19 protein-coding genes and 3 pseudogenes are annotated in these 17,871 nt (G+C 58.7%); 6 read left to right on the forward strand and 16 right to left on the reverse strand.

Annotation, left to right across the window (positions count from 1 at the left end; translation table 11 throughout):
- Nucleotides 1-167 precede the first annotated feature (167 nt).
- Together AC56QP_RS34150 and AC56QP_RS34155 are read right to left on the reverse strand one after the other, a co-directional pair.
- On the reverse strand, nt 168-1,961 hold the full coding sequence (locus AC56QP_RS34150; protein ID WP_489861549.1) for a PAS domain S-box protein: 1,794 nt from the start codon (nt 1,959-1,961) through the stop codon (nt 168-170).
- A 147-nt stretch (nt 1,962-2,108) separates the two neighbouring features.
- Nucleotides 2,109-2,414, reverse strand: a complete 306-nt coding sequence (locus AC56QP_RS34155) for a hypothetical protein (protein ID WP_489861548.1) — start codon at nt 2,412-2,414, stop codon at nt 2,109-2,111.
- A gap of 104 nt (nt 2,415-2,518) precedes the next feature.
- Here AC56QP_RS34155 and AC56QP_RS34160 point away from each other — a divergent pair.
- Nucleotides 2,519-2,891, forward strand: a pseudogene (locus AC56QP_RS34160) (ABC-type transport auxiliary lipoprotein family protein); the annotation flags it as partial.
- A 56-nt stretch (nt 2,892-2,947) separates the two neighbouring features.
- Here the strand turns inward: AC56QP_RS34160 and AC56QP_RS34165 are convergent.
- Complete coding sequence (locus AC56QP_RS34165; protein WP_497104102.1) at nt 2,948-3,145, reverse strand: GlsB/YeaQ/YmgE family stress response membrane protein; 198 nt, start codon at nt 3,143-3,145, stop codon at nt 2,948-2,950.
- 86 nt (nt 3,146-3,231) lie between these two features.
- On the opposite strand from AC56QP_RS34165, the gene AC56QP_RS34170 reads away from it, so the two are divergent.
- A complete protein-coding gene (locus AC56QP_RS34170; RefSeq protein WP_489861547.1) occupies nt 3,232-3,720 on the forward strand; it encodes a 5'-nucleotidase C-terminal domain-containing protein in 489 nt (162 codons plus the stop codon).
- Between the two features lie 145 nt (nt 3,721-3,865).
- Here the strand turns inward: AC56QP_RS34170 and AC56QP_RS34175 are convergent, their stop codons facing one another.
- From AC56QP_RS34175 to AC56QP_RS34190, 4 genes are all read right to left on the reverse strand, one after another.
- Nucleotides 3,866-4,558: a DsbA family oxidoreductase gene (locus AC56QP_RS34175; RefSeq protein ID WP_489861546.1), complete on the reverse strand. Its 693-nt coding sequence runs from the start codon at nt 4,556-4,558 to the stop codon at nt 3,866-3,868.
- A 24-nt stretch (nt 4,559-4,582) separates the two neighbouring features.
- Complete coding sequence (locus tag AC56QP_RS34180; RefSeq protein ID WP_489863449.1) at nt 4,583-5,239, reverse strand: NRAMP family divalent metal transporter; 657 nt, start codon at nt 5,237-5,239, stop codon at nt 4,583-4,585.
- 288 nt (nt 5,240-5,527) lie between these two features.
- Nucleotides 5,528-6,931 carry an ATP-binding protein gene (locus AC56QP_RS34185; protein ID WP_256754042.1) on the reverse strand — a complete coding sequence of 468 codons (1,404 nt, stop codon included), beginning with the start codon at nt 6,929-6,931 and terminating at the stop codon, nt 5,528-5,530.
- A complete protein-coding gene (locus AC56QP_RS34190) occupies nt 6,928-7,650 on the reverse strand; it encodes a response regulator (protein WP_256754041.1) in 723 nt (240 codons plus the stop codon). The genes AC56QP_RS34185 and AC56QP_RS34190 overlap by 4 nt, the downstream gene beginning before the upstream one ends.
- Before the next feature lie 185 nt (nt 7,651-7,835).
- On the opposite strand from AC56QP_RS34190, the gene AC56QP_RS34195 reads away from it, so the two are divergent.
- Nucleotides 7,836-8,336 carry an EF-hand domain-containing protein gene (locus AC56QP_RS34195; RefSeq protein WP_489861545.1) on the forward strand — a complete coding sequence of 167 codons (501 nt, stop codon included), beginning with the start codon at nt 7,836-7,838 and terminating at the stop codon, nt 8,334-8,336.
- 208 nt (nt 8,337-8,544) lie between these two features.
- Entirely contained in the window at nt 8,545-8,931 is a 387-nt protein-coding gene (locus AC56QP_RS34200; protein ID WP_256754039.1) for a DUF302 domain-containing protein, read from the forward strand.
- A 189-nt stretch (nt 8,932-9,120) separates the two neighbouring features.
- Here the strand turns inward: AC56QP_RS34200 and AC56QP_RS34205 are convergent, their stop codons facing one another.
- The gene (locus tag AC56QP_RS34205; RefSeq protein WP_489861544.1) at nt 9,121-9,549 is read right to left on the reverse strand and encodes a CBS domain-containing protein; all 429 of its coding nucleotides are present in this window, start codon (nt 9,547-9,549) and stop codon (nt 9,121-9,123) included.
- A 215-nt stretch (nt 9,550-9,764) separates the two neighbouring features.
- On the opposite strand from AC56QP_RS34205, the gene AC56QP_RS34210 reads away from it, so the two are divergent.
- Nucleotides 9,765-10,010: a DUF982 domain-containing protein gene (locus AC56QP_RS34210; RefSeq protein ID WP_489861543.1), complete on the forward strand. Its 246-nt coding sequence runs from the start codon at nt 9,765-9,767 to the stop codon at nt 10,008-10,010.
- A gap of 389 nt (nt 10,011-10,399) precedes the next feature.
- Here AC56QP_RS34210 and AC56QP_RS34215 read toward each other — a convergent pair.
- The 4 genes and pseudogenes from AC56QP_RS34215 to AC56QP_RS34230 form a co-directional block, all read right to left on the reverse strand.
- Nucleotides 10,400-12,195: pseudogene (locus tag AC56QP_RS34215) on the reverse strand (ABC transporter ATP-binding protein/permease).
- A gap of 367 nt (nt 12,196-12,562) precedes the next feature.
- Complete coding sequence (ppk2, locus tag AC56QP_RS34220) at nt 12,563-13,342, reverse strand: polyphosphate kinase 2 (RefSeq protein ID WP_489861542.1); 780 nt, start codon at nt 13,340-13,342, stop codon at nt 12,563-12,565.
- 124 nt (nt 13,343-13,466) lie between these two features.
- A complete protein-coding gene (locus tag AC56QP_RS34225; protein WP_497100903.1) occupies nt 13,467-14,783 on the reverse strand; it encodes an MFS transporter in 1,317 nt (438 codons plus the stop codon).
- Nucleotides 14,762-15,334: an MFS transporter gene (locus AC56QP_RS34230; protein ID WP_497100902.1), complete on the reverse strand. Its 573-nt coding sequence runs from the start codon at nt 15,332-15,334 to the stop codon at nt 14,762-14,764. The genes AC56QP_RS34225 and AC56QP_RS34230 overlap by 22 nt, the downstream gene beginning before the upstream one ends.
- A gap of 212 nt (nt 15,335-15,546) precedes the next feature.
- Here AC56QP_RS34230 and AC56QP_RS34235 point away from each other — a divergent pair, with 212 nt between their 5' ends.
- Nucleotides 15,547-15,756 carry a hypothetical protein gene (locus tag AC56QP_RS34235; protein WP_489863716.1) on the forward strand — a complete coding sequence of 70 codons (210 nt, stop codon included), beginning with the start codon at nt 15,547-15,549 and terminating at the stop codon, nt 15,754-15,756.
- Nucleotides 15,757-15,761: 5 nt separating this feature from the next.
- Here the strand turns inward: AC56QP_RS34235 and AC56QP_RS34240 are convergent, their stop codons facing one another.
- The 4 genes and pseudogenes from AC56QP_RS34240 to AC56QP_RS34255 all read right to left on the reverse strand — a co-directional run bounded on the left by AC56QP_RS34240 (nt 15,762) and on the right by AC56QP_RS34255 (nt 17,834).
- Entirely contained in the window at nt 15,762-15,893 is a 132-nt protein-coding gene (locus tag AC56QP_RS34240) for a hypothetical protein (protein ID WP_489863715.1), read from the reverse strand.
- Nucleotides 15,894-16,292: 399 nt separating this feature from the next.
- Nucleotides 16,293-17,024: pseudogene (locus AC56QP_RS34245) on the reverse strand (amino acid kinase family protein); the annotation flags it as partial.
- Nucleotides 16,979-17,260, reverse strand: coding sequence for a hypothetical protein (locus AC56QP_RS34250; protein ID WP_489861539.1), 282 nt, complete (start codon nt 17,258-17,260; stop codon nt 16,979-16,981). The pseudogene AC56QP_RS34245 and the gene AC56QP_RS34250, both read right to left, overlap by 46 nt.
- A gap of 82 nt (nt 17,261-17,342) precedes the next feature.
- On the reverse strand, nt 17,343-17,834 hold the full coding sequence (locus tag AC56QP_RS34255) for a c-type cytochrome (protein WP_489861538.1): 492 nt from the start codon (nt 17,832-17,834) through the stop codon (nt 17,343-17,345).
- Nucleotides 17,835-17,871 lie beyond the last annotated feature (37 nt).

Below are 17,871 nucleotides of genomic sequence, written 5' to 3' on the forward strand. Positions count from 1 at the left end.
ATGGTAGCCACGATCGAGATGCCGTAGCGGCGTTTCAAGCGTTTGCTTCGCCAAATCAATTTCGAGGGAGCCGAAGGCGCGTTCCTTCTGCCATCCACGACAGTGACACCGGCGCCGTGGTCACAGTTCGCCTAACTCGGCGTATTGTAGAACGCGGCCTGCGGTTTCTAAGCTCCATTGACAACAGAGGCTTCCACGGCAGCCAGCGGCGCTTCCAGGCTCCAGGTGATGCCATGCGGACCGTACTCGAGATTTCCATGGCCTCCAACCGCTGCGGGCGCAATCCGCTTCAGCACCACGATTCCAAACCCACCCTGTCGGATGGCCTGAACTTGCGGCCCATTAGTTTCGGCCCAAACAAGGTGAAAGAGCCTCGAGGCACCGGAACCGCTAATGTTCCATCGGACCGAAATCCGGCCCATGTCCCCTGACAGTACCCCGTATTTGGCTGAGTTAGTCGCGAGTTCGTGGAAGGCGATTCCGAGATACTGCACCGCATTGGGACTGAGGACCAACGATGGTCCCGACATATCGATGACCTCACCCCGTGGGAACGGCCTGGCCTGGGCCGCCAAGAGTTCATTGATGGTGGCTCCCTTCCAATCGGCGGATACCAACAAGTCGTGGGATCGCGACAGCGCCATGATGCGCTCGCGCACCTGGGATTCAAACTGACTTGGTGTCTCCGATCGTTTGTTGGTCTCCCGGATCATTGACAGGATGACAGAGTATTGGTTTTTAACGCGGTGGTTGACCTCGCGCATCAGCATGCGGATACGGTGCTCGTTTTCCTTTGCCGATGTGATGTCCCGCGCGATCTTCGATGCGCCGACGATCCGCCCGGTCGCGTTGCGCATAGGCGATACGGTAAGCGAGACCGGAACCAGGCTGCCATCCTTGCGCTGACGTATTGTTTCGTACGTTTCGACCCGCTCACCACGGCGAATGCGTCCGAGGATGCGAGGTTCCTCGTCCTGGAGATTATCCGGAATCAACATGGTCACCGGCCTGCCTATCGCTTCGTCGGCGGTGTAGCCGAACAGCCTTTCGGCCCCGTGATTCCAGCTCTTGATGATGGCATTCAGATCCTTGCTGACAATTGCGTCGAACGAGGATTCCACAATCTCTGACAGATGCTGCCTGACCTCTTCGGCACGTTGGCGGTCGGTCAGGTCCAGCAGCATGTTCACGGCACCAATCAGATTGCCGTGCTCATCCCGCAGCGGTGTGGGGTAGGGCAGGAACGGAAAAAAGGATCCGTCCGGACGGCGCGCTATGGCTTCCTGGTTGCGGACCGGCCGGTTTTCCTTGAGCGCGATGGCCATCGGGCACTCGTCATGCGGCAATTCCTTGCCGTCGGGAGTGAACAGCTTGAACGTCACGCACCATTTGTCCTTGCCGACTTTTGGCTCCGTGCCCGCAAGGTCGGCGGCGGCGCGGTTGTAGTAGGTGATCGTCCCGTGCTGGTCGGTCGTATAGATGGCAACCGGAAGGGCGTCGAGAATTTGGTGATAGGTGCTGCCCTGCTGCCTTAACTCGATGCGTGTCCGCTCCAGGTCGGTAACATCGACCGTGAAGCACCTTGTGTTGATCAGCTCGCCGTCCCGAAAATGGCCGCTCGACGTGATTTCGACATGTTTGATCGATCCGTTACAGGCTCTCAATCGCGCCGGATATCGCGTGATCTTCTCGCCACGGGTCAGCCGTTCCAGAATGTCGTCGATCACGTCCCGGTCGGGGTAGAATTCTGCAATGTGTCGGCCGACATAATTTTCGGCACTAAACCCGAGAAGGTCAAGCTCAGCCTGATTTGCGTGAAGGATGACACCATCCGCGCTTACCAGATGGAGCGCGACGGCCCCGTTCTCGAAGAAATCCTGGTAGTCGAAGGCCCTACTATCCTCACCGGACAGTTCCGGACTCTTGAAGGCGACAACGTTCGCCTGCGTTACTTCCTTCATCCGAGTCCCCGATCGCGACTTAACCGACCTAAATGTGGTTCATAGCAATTCGTTCCACAACAGTCATTCCGTCGATGGTTCGCACGACTCCTGTCGCCGTCGTTCGTGGGACTGCGGAAGACTTTTCCGTCATCCCAATAAAAGCGACTAGTCGGGCCAATCTCTCGACGGTGGGGATTTTGACTTCGGCCTCTTTCCGTGCGCGGTTATCGAGGCGATGTCGACCGTGACCAGACCGCCAACCTTCACGGTCACCTTGCCATCTTGGTCATCGACGCGGATGACACGCCCGACGAGACTAATCTTGTCGCCGGACCTTTTCTTCTTGGGAGCATCGATCGCGAAGGGGAAGTTATAGGTCGGAATACTGACGCTGGCGCGGCCGCCTGGCAGCACCTTTATGATGGTGGCTGTCAACGTAATCTCATCACCGATCTCTATGTCCCACGCCATGGATATGACTCTGGAGAGGTCAGGTCGGTCGTCAAGCGAAATTTTGATTTGAGATAACAACGAAACCGCTGCGTCACGCGTCTACGCTGATGGCGCCCTGAGCGTCGCAGTGGGCCGTCCGGCTGCTTGATTGTGCAGGTGCGGCTGGCCGAGACGTTCCAGCGTTCGGACAGCTTTGCCGGCGTCGGCAGCCCGGGCGAGGGCTTGGCGATCGACTATCAGGGTGATCGTCGAGATCCGTTCATTCGAAGTGCGGGTCGACGGCTGCGACCATGCCGAGTCGACCTGTTCGTACGCATCCTGAACGACCGCAATGGTGAGGTGCTTGCCTCGAAGTGCTTCACCGCTTCCGCGCCTGTCTCGGGCGGCGGCAATCAGGCCTATGTCAGCGCGCTTGTGCCGGCCGCCCATTCGGTGGATCTGTGGGACGTTGAGCGCGTCGTATTGACCCGCCGGCTAAATGCAGACTTCGACTGAGGCCGTGCAAAATCCGATTGCGGCCGTCCTTTGGGACGATGGGTTCCAACCCCGGGCTACCGCCACCGACCGGATCGGCCCCGCCATCCGCCCCCGAGACGACCGCCACCAGCAACCAACGGGATGATTAGGAGAAGTACAATCGCACCGACGGTGGCATTGACGATCAAGCCGATCGTTCCGCTCTTGAGATGGACGCCTAAGCGGGGCAGCAGCCAGTCCCCGACGAACGCGCCGATGATTCTGATTGCGATGTCCCCGGTAGCGGGAGAGTGCTACCGTCTTTCCCCCCACTCATCGGTGTATCGATTCAGGCTTTGCTGCTACGGCTAAGCGAAACTTGACCAAGACGGATACTCTAGCCGCAGAAACGGATGTTGCGTTCTCCAACGGCTGGCGATACGGCGCGCCTATTCCTTCGGGTCCAGTGAGTGTAAATGACCTCTGGAACATCATTCCCGGCAACCCGCCAGTCTGTGTCGTCGATCTGACCGGCGGGGAGTTACGCGCAATGCTAGAGGAGAACCTAGAGCATACCTTTTCGGCTGACCCGTACGACCAGATGGGCGGGTATGTGAAGCGGTGTCGAGGCGTCTCGATATTCGCCGCGATCGAAAATCCGGCGGGCCAGCGGATACAAAAAATCTTCGTCTGTGGAAGGGAGATGGACCCGTCGGCGACCTATCGAGTTGGCTTTGTGACAATGCAAGGCGTACCGCCGAAATACGGCCGGAACCGCCGTGAACTCGATATTCAAGCCATCAACGCTATGGAAAACCTCCTCGCAAGGGGGCATGGAAAGGAACTGATAGAACCACCGTCACGCTAGACTGCGCCCTTAGGATTACAACTGTCATTGCACCGGCAGTCGTCGCCGAATACGAGTAGCTCTTGTATGGGTTGTTGAAGGCCTATCGCCTGGCCTAAATATCGTCCGCGCGCTATGGATAAAAACTGGATCAATCACGCCAAGGTCAGCACCAACTAGCTTGATCACCATCGGGCGCTCGCAATAATTCTTGAATGTTTGCTTCGATGATCCGGAAGCCAACGTCGCCGTACAGCTTCTGGCGTCCCTTATTCAGCACAAAACTTGGACTCCCCTCGATGTGCATCTTCTCGGCGTCTTGATAATCCGCCAGCAGTTCGGCAAATGCGATTCCATCGTGAATGATTTCTTCAATCGCGTCTATATCGACGCCGAGAGCTTCAGCCAGTTCGCACTGAACATCCCAACGGGAGATGTCGCGGCAATCTCGAAAAAACCCAGAACGGAACGCCCATAACACTTGATCGAAGATCGATGCCGCTGATCCGCTTCGGGGTTGCTGCATTTGTTCCTGCTGCCAATGCTGGACCGCCTTCATAAACAAATGTGGGCTTGCCGACGTCCGCGGGCGCGTTCCCAGCCAAATGTCCCGATGAACCGCGATGTGCGGGAACTTTTGCGCCACTTCACGCAGGTGAGCGTTGAACCCGGAATAGTTGCCTTTAGCGTTCCAAGTCGAAGGTATCTTGCGAGCCGTATCGCCAAATACCGAGCAGAACCAATAGTCCAAGTGAACCGCGTCACCGAATTGCTCTTTGACAGCGTCGACACGAGCCTGCGAGGCATACGCCCAAATGCACAACACGTCCGAGAAATATGTAACATGGACAACGCTCATCTAATCGGCTCCCTGTTGTTCGACCTAAATGCCTCTGGGGGCACCTTTGAGCGGTTTGCGTTCCGGTTTGGCCTTGATGTCTTCCACCTCTTGGGAAGCCTGCCAGAAGAACAGATAGGGACTGATGGTGGTCCCAAAAATAGCGACCACAGCGGTCCAGAATTGGACATTGGACGTGAATGTGGGGATGAACAGGCCCTTCGCCACTTCCTTCCAAGGAACTTGAACCACCATCGCCGTTCCGAAATAGGCGAACAGCGAGAGCGTAAGCCATTTAAGAATAGAAACGCAGCGGCTGTATGCCAGGAGAACCTGGAGAATGACCGACGCTGCCCCGAACAGGACGACGTAGATAAGCAGCGGGCCGCCGACGATCAGTCGTAAGGCATCCGCCATGCCGCCGAGATCGGCGCCAATGTTGATGGTGTTGGCGATGAGCAGGAGGGCTACGATGGACTGCAGCAGCCAGTTCGGGTAATAGAGCCGCATATTTCCCGCGATGCCGCGGCCGGTGGTTCTACCGATCCGCGCGCTGATTTCCTGAACCACCGACATCAGCTGATAGCTGAAGAGCATCGTCCAGGTCAGGCCGAAACCGAATTGAGCGCCGGCTTGCGAATAGGTCGCGATGCCGCTCGGATCGTCATCGGAGGCGCCGGTGATCAATCCCGGGCCAAGCACACTCAACAATCGCGGCTTCGACGGGCCTACGACTGGATCTGACTTTGTCGAGCTCATAGCAACCCCATCCGGATGAAATCTGGGCTAACAACTCGCCATGTCGATAAAAGCTCCATGCCGCCTGTCGCGGTTTATGGTGACCATGCAGAACGAGTGCCGATCGCGGCGGAGCTAAATTGGCAGTCGAAAGGGGGTCTCGTCAGGGCTCATCGATGACAACGACGCCGGGATAGGCCTCGGCTGTTCTTTTGTATCTGCGCCGACTTTCTTCCTTGGAAAGCAGGCTGATCACGCATCCCCGATCGGAAGCCGCACCATAGCGTCCAACCCGCCTCCAGCGCGGTTCCGCAGCAGAACCGTTCCGCCATGCGCCTGAATAATTGTTCGGGCAATGGCCAGACCCAGACCAACCCCGCCCGTATCCCGATTGCGAGACCCTTCCAGCCGCACGAAAGGCTCAAAGACGACCTCAAGCTGATCCTTGGGCAATCCCGGACCCTTGTCGGCGATGGTGATGATGACCGTCCCCGGTTCTTGCGTCAGGGTAACGTTTGCCACGTCGCCATAGCGGACCGCATTGTCGATCAGGTTGCGCAGCGCGCGTTTCAGGGCGTGAGGTCGAATGGTGGCGGGCACCGGCTGCGATCGTGAGAGGTTCGCCTGATCCCTGCCCACATCGCTCACTATATCGGCCAGCAAAGCAGCAAGATCTACCGTGGCTTCGGGCTCGGCCTTGGCGACGCCGCGCGCAAATTCAAGCGTCGCCTCGACCATGGCCTGCATTTCCTCGACCAGCGCCTTCAGCCGGACGCTGTCGTCGGTTTCGTCTAGCATCTCGATCCTGAGCCGCATGGCGGTAAGGGGTGAACGCAGATCATGGCTCAGCGCCACGAGCATATGCGTGCGCTCGTTCACGAAGCGCGCCAATCGGTCCTCCATGCGGTTGAAGGCCAGCGTGGTATCGCGCACCTCTGCAGGCCCGGTCACGGGCAGCGGACCAGCATCAAGCCCGCGCCCCAGCCGGTCGGCCCCGACGGCAAGCGCGCGCATCGGACCCACGACACGCCGCGCTGTCCACCAAGCCACAAGAGCCACGGCAACGGCCATCAACAGTAGCGGCAACAGGGCCTGCGGCGAAAGTTGCGGGCCCGGGCGATGGAACATCGTGCGCACATTCAGCCAATCGCCTCTGGCCAGACGGATCGAAAGCGTCATTTCCACTGGTTCCGTCCGCCCTGCCATCATCGCGTCGTGCATGGGGCGCATTGCGGCTGGCATGCCCTCGGGCATCGGCACAGGAGTTGTGGAAAGGGCATGAATATCCGCCCGGATTTCACGTTCTGGATTGCCGAGGATTTGCCGGATCTGGCCCAGAACAGAGTCCGCATCGGTGCTATCGTGCGATGCTTCAGGCGCAGGTCCCACTTCGAACCGAACCAGGGGCGAGTCTGCCGCCCTCAGGATGGAGGCGCGCAGATCTGCTGGCGCGTCGTCCAACAGCAGCACGACATTCGCGGCGCGTCCCGCTACCTCGAAACCCAAGGCCGCCCGCACGGCGCGGTTGCGCTCGTCGGTCAGCAGCAGGAGGCCAAGCCCCTGCGTCGCGACGAGCGCCAAAAGCAGCATAGCCAGCAACTGGCCACCCAAGGACTGCGGGAACAGATTGCCCAGACGGGCGAAGCGCGCCTTCACGGCATCTCCCTTACATCGGCGGCAAGACTGTAGCCGCCTCCCCAGACGGTGGCGATTAGTACGGGCTTGGTTGGATCCGCCTCGATCTTGCGGCGCAATCGGCTGATCTGGTTGTCAATGGTGCGATCAAACACCTGTGCCGCCCGGCCAGAGGTCAGATCGAGTAGTTGATCGCGACTTAGCACGAAGCGTGGGCGGGCCAGAAATACCGTCAGAAGGCGGAATTCGGAGGTGGTGAGCGCGACTTCGGCGCCTTCGGTATCGATCAGCCTTCGCCGGTCGGTATCCAGAACCCAACGGTCGAACGCCAGCTTGTGCCCGGAAATGCTGCCACCCGGCATCTGCGCCCGTTCGGACCGGCGCAGGATCGCCTTGATCCGGGCCAGGAGTTCACGCGGATTGAACGGTTTGGGCAGGTAGTCATCGGCCCCGACTTCAAGTCCTACGATGCGGTCGGTCTCATCCCCGAGTGCCGTCAGCATCAGGATTGGTATGCCACCCTGCGCGCGCAAACGGTGGCAGACCGACAGGCCGTCTTCGCCCGGCATCATCAAATCCAGCACAATCAGATCGAACTTCCCAACCTTCATGGCCGCGTCCATCGCTACGGCATTCGCCGCGGTGGTCGCGCGCATCCCGTTCTTTTCCAGATACTTCGCCAAGGCATCGCGGATCTCGCGGTGGTCATCGACGATCAGGATATGGGGCGGACTGGTCATCACAATATCTCCTTGACCTGACCCTAACTTATCCTGTGGGGTCACGTGGGCAGAAGATTGTCGCAAACCTTCACCGGGGCGGTGCTTGCGACAGTTTGATACAAATGACCATCCCACCTGACAAACCTGTGGGACACCTGCACCCCAAATTGAACTCATCGCAGATCAATTCAGGAGTGGTAATCATGAAACGTTCAACGAAGCTGACCCTCTCAATCGTTGCAGCCCTTGGACTTGCGGCGGTTGCAGTGCCCGTCATCGCGCAGCAGATGCAGCATGGCGGAATGATGGGCGATGGCATGGGTATGGTGCGTGGGCATGGCGGCATGATGGGCAGCGGTATGGGGACGATGATGGGTGACCCCCGGAGCTATGTTATGGCCACCTTTGATACCAACAAGGACGGCACGCTCAGCCCTGAAGAAATGACGGCAGGCGTTCAGGCAGAACTCAAGACCTATGACACCGATGCCAATGGCAAGCTGTCGTTGGAGGAATTCGCGGTGATGCATGCGGCCCACACCCGGCCGATGACGGTACGCGCCTTCCAGATGCACGACGCTGACGGTGACGCGCAAGTGACGGAGGCTGAAATGGCTGCCATGGCTGAAATGATGCAGAGCCACATGGCCGGGCAGCAAGGCGGAATGCCGGAAATGGGTAAAGGCATGATGGACAACAACTGACATAAGTGCTGCCCCCGGCTGCTTTGACGCAAATCTGGTGTCGGGGGCAGAGTCACGTGATAGGAGAAATCGATGATGAACGACTACGGTATGGGCTTGGGGATGGGGTTCGGCTGGCTGGGGACGATCGTCATTCTGGTCCTTGTGGGTCTAACAATCGCCGCACTGATTAGGTATTTACGAAAATGACCAACAGGGAGAAGTCGCCATGAATTATACGTTCAATCGGTTGGTAACCGGGGCGAAGTTTGACGAGGTCGACGCCCGCACTCGGAAGGCGCTTGCAGACAAAGGCTTTGGCGTCCTGACCGAAATCGACGTCAAGGCGACTATGAAGAAGAAGCTCGACGTGGACATGCCCCCCTATCGAATCCTTGGCGCCTGCAATCCGAAGATGGCGCATCAGGCCATCGGTATCGAGCCGCGCGTTGGCGCGATGCTACCCTGCAATGTGATCCTGCGCGAGGTTGCAGGCGGGGTTGAGGTCAGCGCGATTGACCCGGTGGCCTCGATGCAGGCGATCGATAATCCTGCACTGCATGCGGTTGCGGGTCAGGTGGGCGACCTGCTGGCCGAGGCGGTCGCTGCAATCTGACAGGCTGCCAATCTTGGCGAGAAGCAGAACGGCGGTCGCCGTCCGTTTCGAGCTCGAATTCGGCCGTCGCCTCAACAAGGCGATGGGAGGCGCGGTGGAAAAGACGCCTCACGCCTTCACGTCCGCGCCCTCCTTAGCAAAGGAACCAAGCCGTTCGTGAGTAAGACGGGCTGGATTCTCCGATTGCCTTCAGCCTCGTACATAACGCACAAGTTGATCGATGTTGAATTCGCGTTCGGCGATGATGCTTTTCATGAGATCGCCAATAGATATTATTCCTAGGAGACGCCCGTCACGCAGGACTGGAAGGTGCCTTATTCGTTTCTCGGTCATCAGGGCCATGCAAGCTTCAGCGCTCTGCGCGGGCTCCACGTAGACGACGTCTGGTTCCATAACCTCACGGATCCGCGTCTTCGGTGATGATTTGCCTTTTAAAAACACTTTCCTAGCATAATGCCTTTCGGTGAATATGCCGACGAGATTGTCGTCCTCCTTGACCAACATCGCGCCCACGTTTTTTCTTTCCATCATCTGGAGCGCGTGCAGAACCGTGTCGTCGGGGCGGACGAAATAGATATCGTCGCCCTTGGCATCGAGGATTTGCTGAACCGTGGTCATATGAACCTCCGTCGACCAAGTTCCCATCGTCAGGCACACAACTGCAAAAACCTAGTGCATGACGCATCAGGGCTCATTGACGTGAATCAATTCGTTATGCGGCAAAAAGCTTCATATTAGCCATAACTTAAGCGGCAAAGTGTTCAAGGGAGACGGTGATGGCGATGTAGAATCTACCGTTCCTGACCCCGGTTGTAGTCAAGGTCGACGGTACAGTGCAGGAAGTCGGCTCGGTCGCCGATGCTTTCCGGTTTCTGAGACGGTGGCCGACGGGGCGTCGTGGTCCGGTGTTTGGGTGTGCGTTCAATAGCTGCAACGCTGCATTTTCCGGTCAGCTTTCGGCAGAGCAGGCTCGACAAGCGTTTGCCAGCTTTGCGAGAATCAGTGGAATTCTCGTTAGAACTGGGGAAACGGTAATCCCAATCGAATGGCATCAAGCCGGAAACCGAATGTGGAAGTAGGCCTAAGATATCCCGCCGGCCAAGCGTACTCCGGCCACCTGTGAGATGCTTTTCTTTCTCGTGGCTGTTCTGCAATTTGCGACTGTCACGCCGGAGCCGACCATCAATCCCAGCCCAGACGTGGCCGGGTATTTAGCTATCATCGTTATCTCGCCATACTGGGCGAAGGTACCGAACCGCTTCCTGTCACAAGTTGACGGAGCGACAGATGACGCCTTCATGTCATGAGCGAGGGTCATCGAGTCCGGACCATCTTGCAACTGGATTGACCAAGATCAAAGCCATCGAAATCCAATCGGCTAAGCGCGTCGAGCATGGTCGGACCATGATGTTCCATCCGTATATTTCGCCGCGATCGCGGCGAATAAAGCTTGGACGCGCGTAGCCGGCTACCTCTTTCGACGGGCAGCAGCGATCGGCGGTGGCTCGATCGCACCGGCCCTGACAGTGGCCGGCTTGAGAGGCGACCCGCCGGCATCTTTCACAATCGTCAATGAGTGTGGAAAGAATTCAATGTTGTGCTGTCCGCGGCCGATGTTGAGGATGGCGGCACCGGGGAGACGCTTCTCCATCATCGAGAACACCCGTCTCAGCGTCGTGTCGTCGAACGCATCCAGCGCCTCATCGATGATCACCCATTTCGGCCGCCGCAAGGCAAGCCGGGCAAAGGCAAGCAGGCGCTGCTCGTCATCGGCCAGTTCATGCTCCCAGCGCGCGGAGCGGTCGAGCGAGGACGACAAGCGATCGAGACCGACCTCGGCGAGCACCGCCGAGATTTCGGCATCATCGACCTTGGCAACGCCGTCCGCATGGTTGAGCACCTCGCGCAGCGTGCCGAATGGGAAATAAGGAGTGCGTGGGACGAAGAGCGGCGCCTCGCCCGCCGGCATGCCAATGCGTCCGTTCCCCCACGGCCACAGACCAGCAATGGCGCGAAGGAACAGCGTCTTGCCGGCGCGCGACTCTCCCGTGATCATGACACGCTCACCGGCGCGGATTTCCACATGCGGCTCGGCGAGTTTCGCACACCCGTCCGGGGACGCGACCTCGAGTTTCTCGAATGTCAGCCTGCCATCCGGGTTTTCGCCGAACTCGATCTGCCTTTCCGTGCAGTGGAGCAGATCCGTTTCAGCAAGCGCAATGCGGAAATCGGCGACACGCATCAGCGTGGCCCGCCAGTCGGCGATGGCGCCTATGTTGTTGATGAACCAGCGCAGCGAGAAATGCACCTGGTTGAAGGCGCCGACCGCCATCATCAGCCCGCCGAAGCTGATATCGCCTGCGAAATAGATCGGAGACGCGACGAGGATCGGCGCGACAACAGTGATCCACCCATAGGTATCGGTAACCCAGGACAGGTTGATCTGGGCGCTGTAGATGCGCCGCATCGCGCCCAGCAACGTCCCGAGGTCGAGCTCGAGCTGTCGTTTCGCATCGGCCTCGCCATGCGCAAGCGCGATTGCATCGACATTCTCGTTGACGCGAACAATCGAGGAGCGGAGCTCTGCCTCCCGCGTGTAGCGATCACTGTTGAGGCGGATCAACGGGTGTCCGGCCAGCCAGCTCAGCCATGAGGCTGTGCCAGCATAAGGGAAAGCCGCCCAGACCATGTAACCCGGTATGGCCAGCGACGTTCCACCGATATGGAAGACGAAACCCGATGACAGCTGCCACAGAACGCCAACAAAGGAAGCAAGCAGGATGAATGCCTGCAGCAGGCCAACGCCGAGATCCGTCGAAAGATCGGAAAGGTGTCCGGCGTCCTGCTGCATGCGCTGGTCGGGGTTGACGCCGATGGCGCCGACATTGGCGAGCCGGAAAGCACGCGCCGGCCACATCCATTCGCTGATCAGATCGAGCGTCAGCGCTTCGCGCAACTTCAACCGTATCATCTGATTGAGCCAGGTCTGGCCGATATTGAGCACCAGCAGCCCCCGGCGATGGCGGCAAAGACGAGAAGCTGGTCCAGGAAGGCCTGCATGTCGCGGCGTGCGAGCGCGTCATAGAAAGGCTGGTTCCAGCGGTTGAGCAGAATTTGCCCGATCGACGTCGCCACGATGACGAGCATGATGCAAACCGACATCCACAACAGTGCCTTGCGCATCGGCGACCCGGCAAGGGCCTGTCTGATCGTTGCCAGCTGCTCGCGAAGGCTGCCGGCCTCGACATCCGGATGATCAGCCATGTGTGAAACCCTTGCGTTCGGAAGCGGTTACAGACGTTGACGGCGCATGTAGCCCTTCTGCGGAGATCGATCGCGGCGAATGGTTCGGCCCGGATATGGTTCGGGAAACGATGCTTATGGGCTAGCGGTCCTTTCTCGACCGACTTGGGGCGTCAGGCTAGACTTGCAGCCAGATAGGGAGGTTCGCGCGGCGCGCCTCAGTTGCAAGCGAGCCGAGCTTCCCGATTTCCATGGCCGATAGCCGAGCGTCGCGATAGTCGCATGATTGCCTCGCGCCCAGGAAACCAAAATGAAGAACAGCGGCCCGGCGCAGAAGAGATTATCCCTACGGCTTTGATGCCAGCAACATTATGCCCTGTGGTGTCATTTATTTCGCGAGCAACCCATTGCTGATTGCATTTTCATGAAAGCTGAAGACGATGTTTGGATCTGGAAGATCGGCTTTGCGATCTTTCCCTTCGAAATCGAGCCGGGTCAGGAGGTCCCGGATAAGGTTGATTCTGGCCAACGGCTTGTCGTCGGCCCTGACGATCATCCACGGCGCTGCAATCGTGTGGGTCCGCGCCAACATCTCGTTGCGAGCATCGCTGTAATCCTCCCAGTGCTTCACGGCAGTCGCGTCGATGGGACTGGTCTTCCACTGGCTCAGCGGGTCATCGCGACGCTCTTTAAGCCTCTTCTTCTGCTCCTCCTTTGAAATATCGAGGTAGTATTTCACGAGCGTGATGCCGCAATGCACCAGAAGATCCTCGAACATCGGCGCAGTCTTGAGAAATGTTTCGTATTCCTCGTTAGAGCAAAACTTCATCACGCGCTCAACGCCGGCGCGGTTGTACCAACTGCGATTGAATAGGACGATCTCGCCGGCGACCGGAAAATGTTTGACATAGCGCTGAAAATACCAGGCCTTGCGGTTTCGGTTGGAGGGCTTGGCCAGGGCGACCACGCGTACTTCGCGCGGTGAAAGATGTTGAACAATCCGCTTGATGATGCCGTCCTTGCCGGCAGCATCTCGTCCCTCGACAATCACCAGGATTTTCTGCCCGGTCTCGATGACATGGCGTTCCAACTTCACCAACTGGATCTGCGCGGCCTTCAACTCGGCCTTGTCGTTATTCTTTTCGCGGTTCTCTTTGTCAGTAGACATTTGATCAGGCTCTCGCTTCGAGGGTTGTAGGCGTGTGGCGCGGTTGATAATCTAATCTGCTTAGACGGCGACAAGCGTTCCAGAGGGGCGGAACAACCGCCGATCGCCCCACACCCTGTTGTGATCAACCCACCGCGTGGTGTTCAGAATGGTCGCCCGGGAGCTTCGCCATGTCTTTCACGTCTTGATGCAGATCGAGACGAACCGGTTCCGTCGTCTGAAGGATCGCCTTGGCTCGGGCCATCTCCTCGACGGGGCCGTGCGCCACGAGCAGGAATCCATCGGCTTTCAATGCGTCCTCATACTGGATCACGCTGTCCTTGGGGATGCCGAGACCGAACAAGGCTGCTCCGAGCGCGCTGAGGCCGCCGACGACAACCGCCCCCTCAACCACTGCGAACACCATGGCGGCAAGATGTCCGAGCACCATGACCGCACCTACAACAGGAATTGTCATGAAAATTCCACCGAAGAACAGGCCCCATAGACCGCCCCAGATTGCACCGTTCTGGCCCCAGAACTTGACCCGATCACCGGTATTGTAAAAGCCTATAACCTTCTCTTCCGTATGATACCCTTTGCCGACGATGCTGAAGTGTTTCATGTCCAGGCCGCTTTCGGCGAGCTTGCGGACGGCGGCTTCGGCTCCGCGGTGGTCGGTGAATACGGCAACGACTGCGTCAGTCTTGGTCATGATATGTTCCTTATCAAGTGAAAGTTCAGGCGATGAATCGGCCTGTTTTGGCGGAATTGGGGGGTGGGTATTGCGCGGGTCATCTGCGTCGGCTTTGCCCTGCTTGCGAGTCACAAGCCGGCTCGGCAGGCCAAGGCTGAGCAAGATACCCAGCATGGTCAGGACCGTAACGAGCAGGAACGAGGCGTTGGGTAGCCAGGCCACTTCGAACAAGAGGCCTCCGGCTGCCGATCCGACGGCCGCACCCAGGCTCGCCGCGGCCGTTTGCTTGCCGAGTTCCGCTCCCTGGGCGTTGCCGGCCTTTCTTGAAATCCAGTAGGTCAGGATCGGGGAGAGAATACCGGCGCTTGCAGCTACCGCTCCGATCACCGCAAGCATCAGCGCAAAGTTGGAAGCACGAGGAACGAGAAATAGCCCGGCCGCCAGGATCGCGAGGGCTGGTGCGATGAACCAACGCGTCGTTTCGGGCTTGACCCAGGGCGAGAATACGATCGCCTGCACGACGAACATCACCAGGCTGCACTCTGTGAACATCAGGGCGATCTGAAATGGCGTCAGCCCGAGTTCCTGTTTTCCACGAAGCGCCAATCCGACTTCAAATACGCCGATGCCGGCAGAGACAATGAAAGCGATAGACAGAAGCTTGGGAACGAGCCACGCGGTCGCTGCCGAAGCAGGTTGCTCATGCTGTAGGGCAGCAGCGCTCCGCTTCGTTCCCGGGACCGTTATCGTGGCGGCACCCGCCACGAGAAGCGACAGGATTGCTGCCCCTGCAAGGGGAGGGCAAGGGATCCGGCCGCACTGACGACAGGGAACAAATTGGCCGCGCCACGCGCAATGAAGACCCCCAGCATGGGTCCGAGCAAAAACCCAGCGATTCCGGCCAAACTGACAAAGGTAAGGCGGCGGGCTCGCGCCTCTTCAGTCGTCGCGAGGTCGCCTATTGCAGCCAAAGCAACCGGTGTGACTGCGGCAGCGAACATACCGCTCAGGAAGCGCTCGGCATAAACTGCGGTCAGGTTTTCGATGAAGGCGAAGGTCATCATGGTCGCGCCGAACCCGATCAACCCGATCAAAAGAATGCTGCGGCGTCCGAATCGATCGGACAAGTGCCCCCACATTGGGGCAAAGAGAAAGAGCGATAGCGTGTAAAGACCTGTAAGCAGGCCTGTTGCGCGCGAAACTTGCGCCGCATCACCGCTGGTGCCAAGCAGCCGCTCGATCAGGTAAGGGAGCAGGGGCAATGTGATGCCATAACCCATCGATACCGTGAAGACAGACAGCATCAGCACAACCATTGTGGTCGGCGGTACACCCGTGGATGTGGGGCGGTCTGTCATGATGTTGCGATACCTGGGGTAAATGCAAGGGTGGAGGCTAAGCTAGATCTTGATTGGATCACCGCCCTTTCCCGCTTCGCTATCGTGGAGTGGACCAATACGTCCTCCGATATATAGATCAATCCTGGATCGACGATCCATTCACCAGGCGAGAGCGATTCGACATCGTATTGTCCATCAGAAAGGCGCCTGGCAAGCCCAACGTAGTGATAGCGGTCGCCGGAGAAATCTATGATTGTGGCGAAGATTGGCCGGTCTGCAAGTTTGCCGACGACAGTGCATCCACCAAGTCGCTCGGCAGCGGGGCCAGCGATCTTGAGTATGTAGTATTCGAACGGAAAACTTCTTCTGCCAATGCGCATCTGGCAATGGTCGTTTGAGTTTATCATCGCGGCGATGTCTCCGACCCGGCCGTGTAGCCCCGTTGCGTCGGCTGGTTCACGGGCCACATTGGTGCCGCCGCCCTCTGCTCGACATCGGCCGCCGTCAGCACCAGCGCGTCATTGATGCCGTCCATTTTTGTTCTCCTGTGACCTTAGTGTCGGACAGAATGCCTTGGCGTCGAGTGCCTGACTTTGTTCTGCATCAAAATGGGCTCGATTAATGGTGTCCACTTCGCGTTCTTGCCAAACAAGTTCGCGATCGACTAACCAGAGTCTTTTTATATGTGGCATCGGCAGTTATATGTGGCATCGGCAGACACTTATGTTTCCGCCGTCTACACCCAACGTGACGTGCATGGTCAGCAGCCAAACAGCCGAATTGTGATGCAATTCCACTGAGCTGAAACAGACATGTCGGAAGCCGACGTTGCTAACCCGGCCCGAGCCCTCGCGAGGCCGCGCTACCTAGATGGCACGCGTAGAGAATTGCCGGAGGCTGCTCGTCGACTATCACCGAGCCGCCTGTTGGCCAGCTATCGGCGTATTTCGATTTCCGACTTACCGGCTTCGATTGTCGTTCCAGCTTCGCCACGCAGGATCGCAACGGCATCCTCAAGGCGACCAATGGCTGCTAGACGGCCGGTTTCGGTGGCGAACATCGTCGCCGCTTCAACCTTTGGGCGCATCGAACCAGAAGCAAACTGAGCTCCTGTGGGCGACAATGCGCCCGCGCGCCCAATGCGACGGGCCTCAGGTTTGCCGAAATCAAGATAGACGGCATCGACGTCTGTCAGCAGCAAAAGCATGTCGGCGCCCAGCTGGCGGGCAAGAAGGTTGCTGGCGCGGTCCTTGTCGATGACGGCTTCAATGCCGATCAGGCTGCCGTCACTTCGCGCAATAACCGGTATGCCACCACCGCCAGCACAAATGACGGTAACCCCACGCTCGACCAGCATCGAAATGACCTTCATTTCCAGGATTTCGAGCGGCTCGGGCGAAGCAACGACGCGGCGCCATTTTTCGCCATCACGAGCGATTTGCCAACCACGCTCGGTCTCGATACGTCGCGCGGTCACTTCGTCATAGACCGGGCCAATCGGCTTGGTCGGATGAAGAAAGGCCGGGTCGGATGCGCTGACCCGGATCTGGGTCAACAGCGTCGCTAGCATTGCGCCGTCTGGCAGGATGTTGTCGAGTTCCTGCTCGATCAGATAGCCGATCATCCCTTCGGTTTCGGCGCCCAGAATATCGAGCGGATAGGCGCCGTCTTTTGTGTCCCTAGTAGCCTGAAGGGCGAGAAGACCGACCTGCGGCCGCTGCCGGTGGGGCCAAGGTAGGTTACATGTGCGCCCTGGTCATAGGCAGCCACCTCAAAACCGGTGCGGGTCCGGGTCGAATCCTTCTCGAAGATCAGGGCGATGTTTCGGCGCCTACGCCGAATTTGAGCGGCAGGCAGGGCTCGGCCAGTTCGCCGCCAAGCCCGCCAAGGTGAAGTGCTCATCGCGCACCCTTACACGCGCCAGCCACCCAAGCGCCCGAATGGCTGCAGCCACCGATCTGTCCGGCCTTGACCACCGCCCGTCTCAGCGTTCGGCCGGAACGCGACGGTCCAAAGCGTCATAGTCAGCTGCGGACATTTTGGGCAAGGCCATCAGGAATTCGGTCACGTCCCAGATTTCCTTATCGCTGAACGACGGACCCCAGGCGGGCATACCGGTGAAGCGAATGCCGTTTTTCGTTGCCCAGAACAGTTCTTCGGCGCTCATGTCGTCAGCGTCGGCACCAAAGGTGGGGGCCCGCGGGTTAAAGCCGGCGGCCATCGGATTTGGCGTCTGGCCAACCGGCGTGTGGCACATCGCGCACTGCTGCCGGAAGATGCGAAAGCCATTGTCACGATCCGCGGTCACAGCGGGGCTGGGCAGCGCAACGTCGCGCGAATGCGTCTCGATGGAGGCCTCGCGAACAGTGATGAGCAACCATTTCAGCGCCGCGGAATCCTCCACCGTCGCCGCCACGTCGAATACGCCCGAATAAATCACCACCACTGCGGCCACCATGCCGCCGACCACCAGCACGCCGACAGCGACAAGCGCATGGCGGACCCAATGCCTG

This window comes from Mesorhizobium sp. RCAM 05104, from assembly GCF_059683645.1.

Coding starts and splice junctions, on each gene's coding strand:
- AC56QP_RS34205 (WP_489861544.1), bottom strand. CDS start 9,549: ATGACCACGGTTCAGCAAATCCTCGATGCCAAGGGCGACGATATCTAT.
- AC56QP_RS34240 (WP_489863715.1), bottom strand. CDS start 15,893: ATGGACGGCATCAATGACGCGCTGGTGCTGACGGCGGCCGATGTCGAG.
- AC56QP_RS34200 (WP_256754039.1), top strand. CDS start 8,545: ATGAATTATACGTTCAATCGGTTGGTAACCGGGGCGAAGTTTGACGAG.
- AC56QP_RS34230 (WP_497100902.1), bottom strand. CDS start 15,334: ATGGTTGTGCTGATGCTGTCTGTCTTCACGGTATCGATGGGTTATGGC.
- AC56QP_RS34150 (WP_489861549.1), bottom strand. CDS start 1,961: ATGAAGGAAGTAACGCAGGCGAACGTTGTCGCCTTCAAGAGTCCGGAA.
- AC56QP_RS34175 (WP_489861546.1), bottom strand. CDS start 4,558: ATGAGCGTTGTCCATGTTACATATTTCTCGGACGTGTTGTGCATTTGG.
- AC56QP_RS34155 (WP_489861548.1), bottom strand. CDS start 2,414: ATGGCGTGGGACATAGAGATCGGTGATGAGATTACGTTGACAGCCACC.
- ppk2 (WP_489861542.1), bottom strand. CDS start 13,342: ATGTCTACTGACAAAGAGAACCGCGAAAAGAATAACGACAAGGCCGAG.
- AC56QP_RS34250 (WP_489861539.1), bottom strand. CDS start 17,260: ATGAGCACTTCACCTTGGCGGGCTTGGCGGCGAACTGGCCGAGCCCTG.
- AC56QP_RS34190 (WP_256754041.1), bottom strand. CDS start 7,650: ATGACCAGTCCGCCCCATATCCTGATCGTCGATGACCACCGCGAGATC.
- AC56QP_RS34195 (WP_489861545.1), top strand. CDS start 7,836: ATGAAACGTTCAACGAAGCTGACCCTCTCAATCGTTGCAGCCCTTGGA.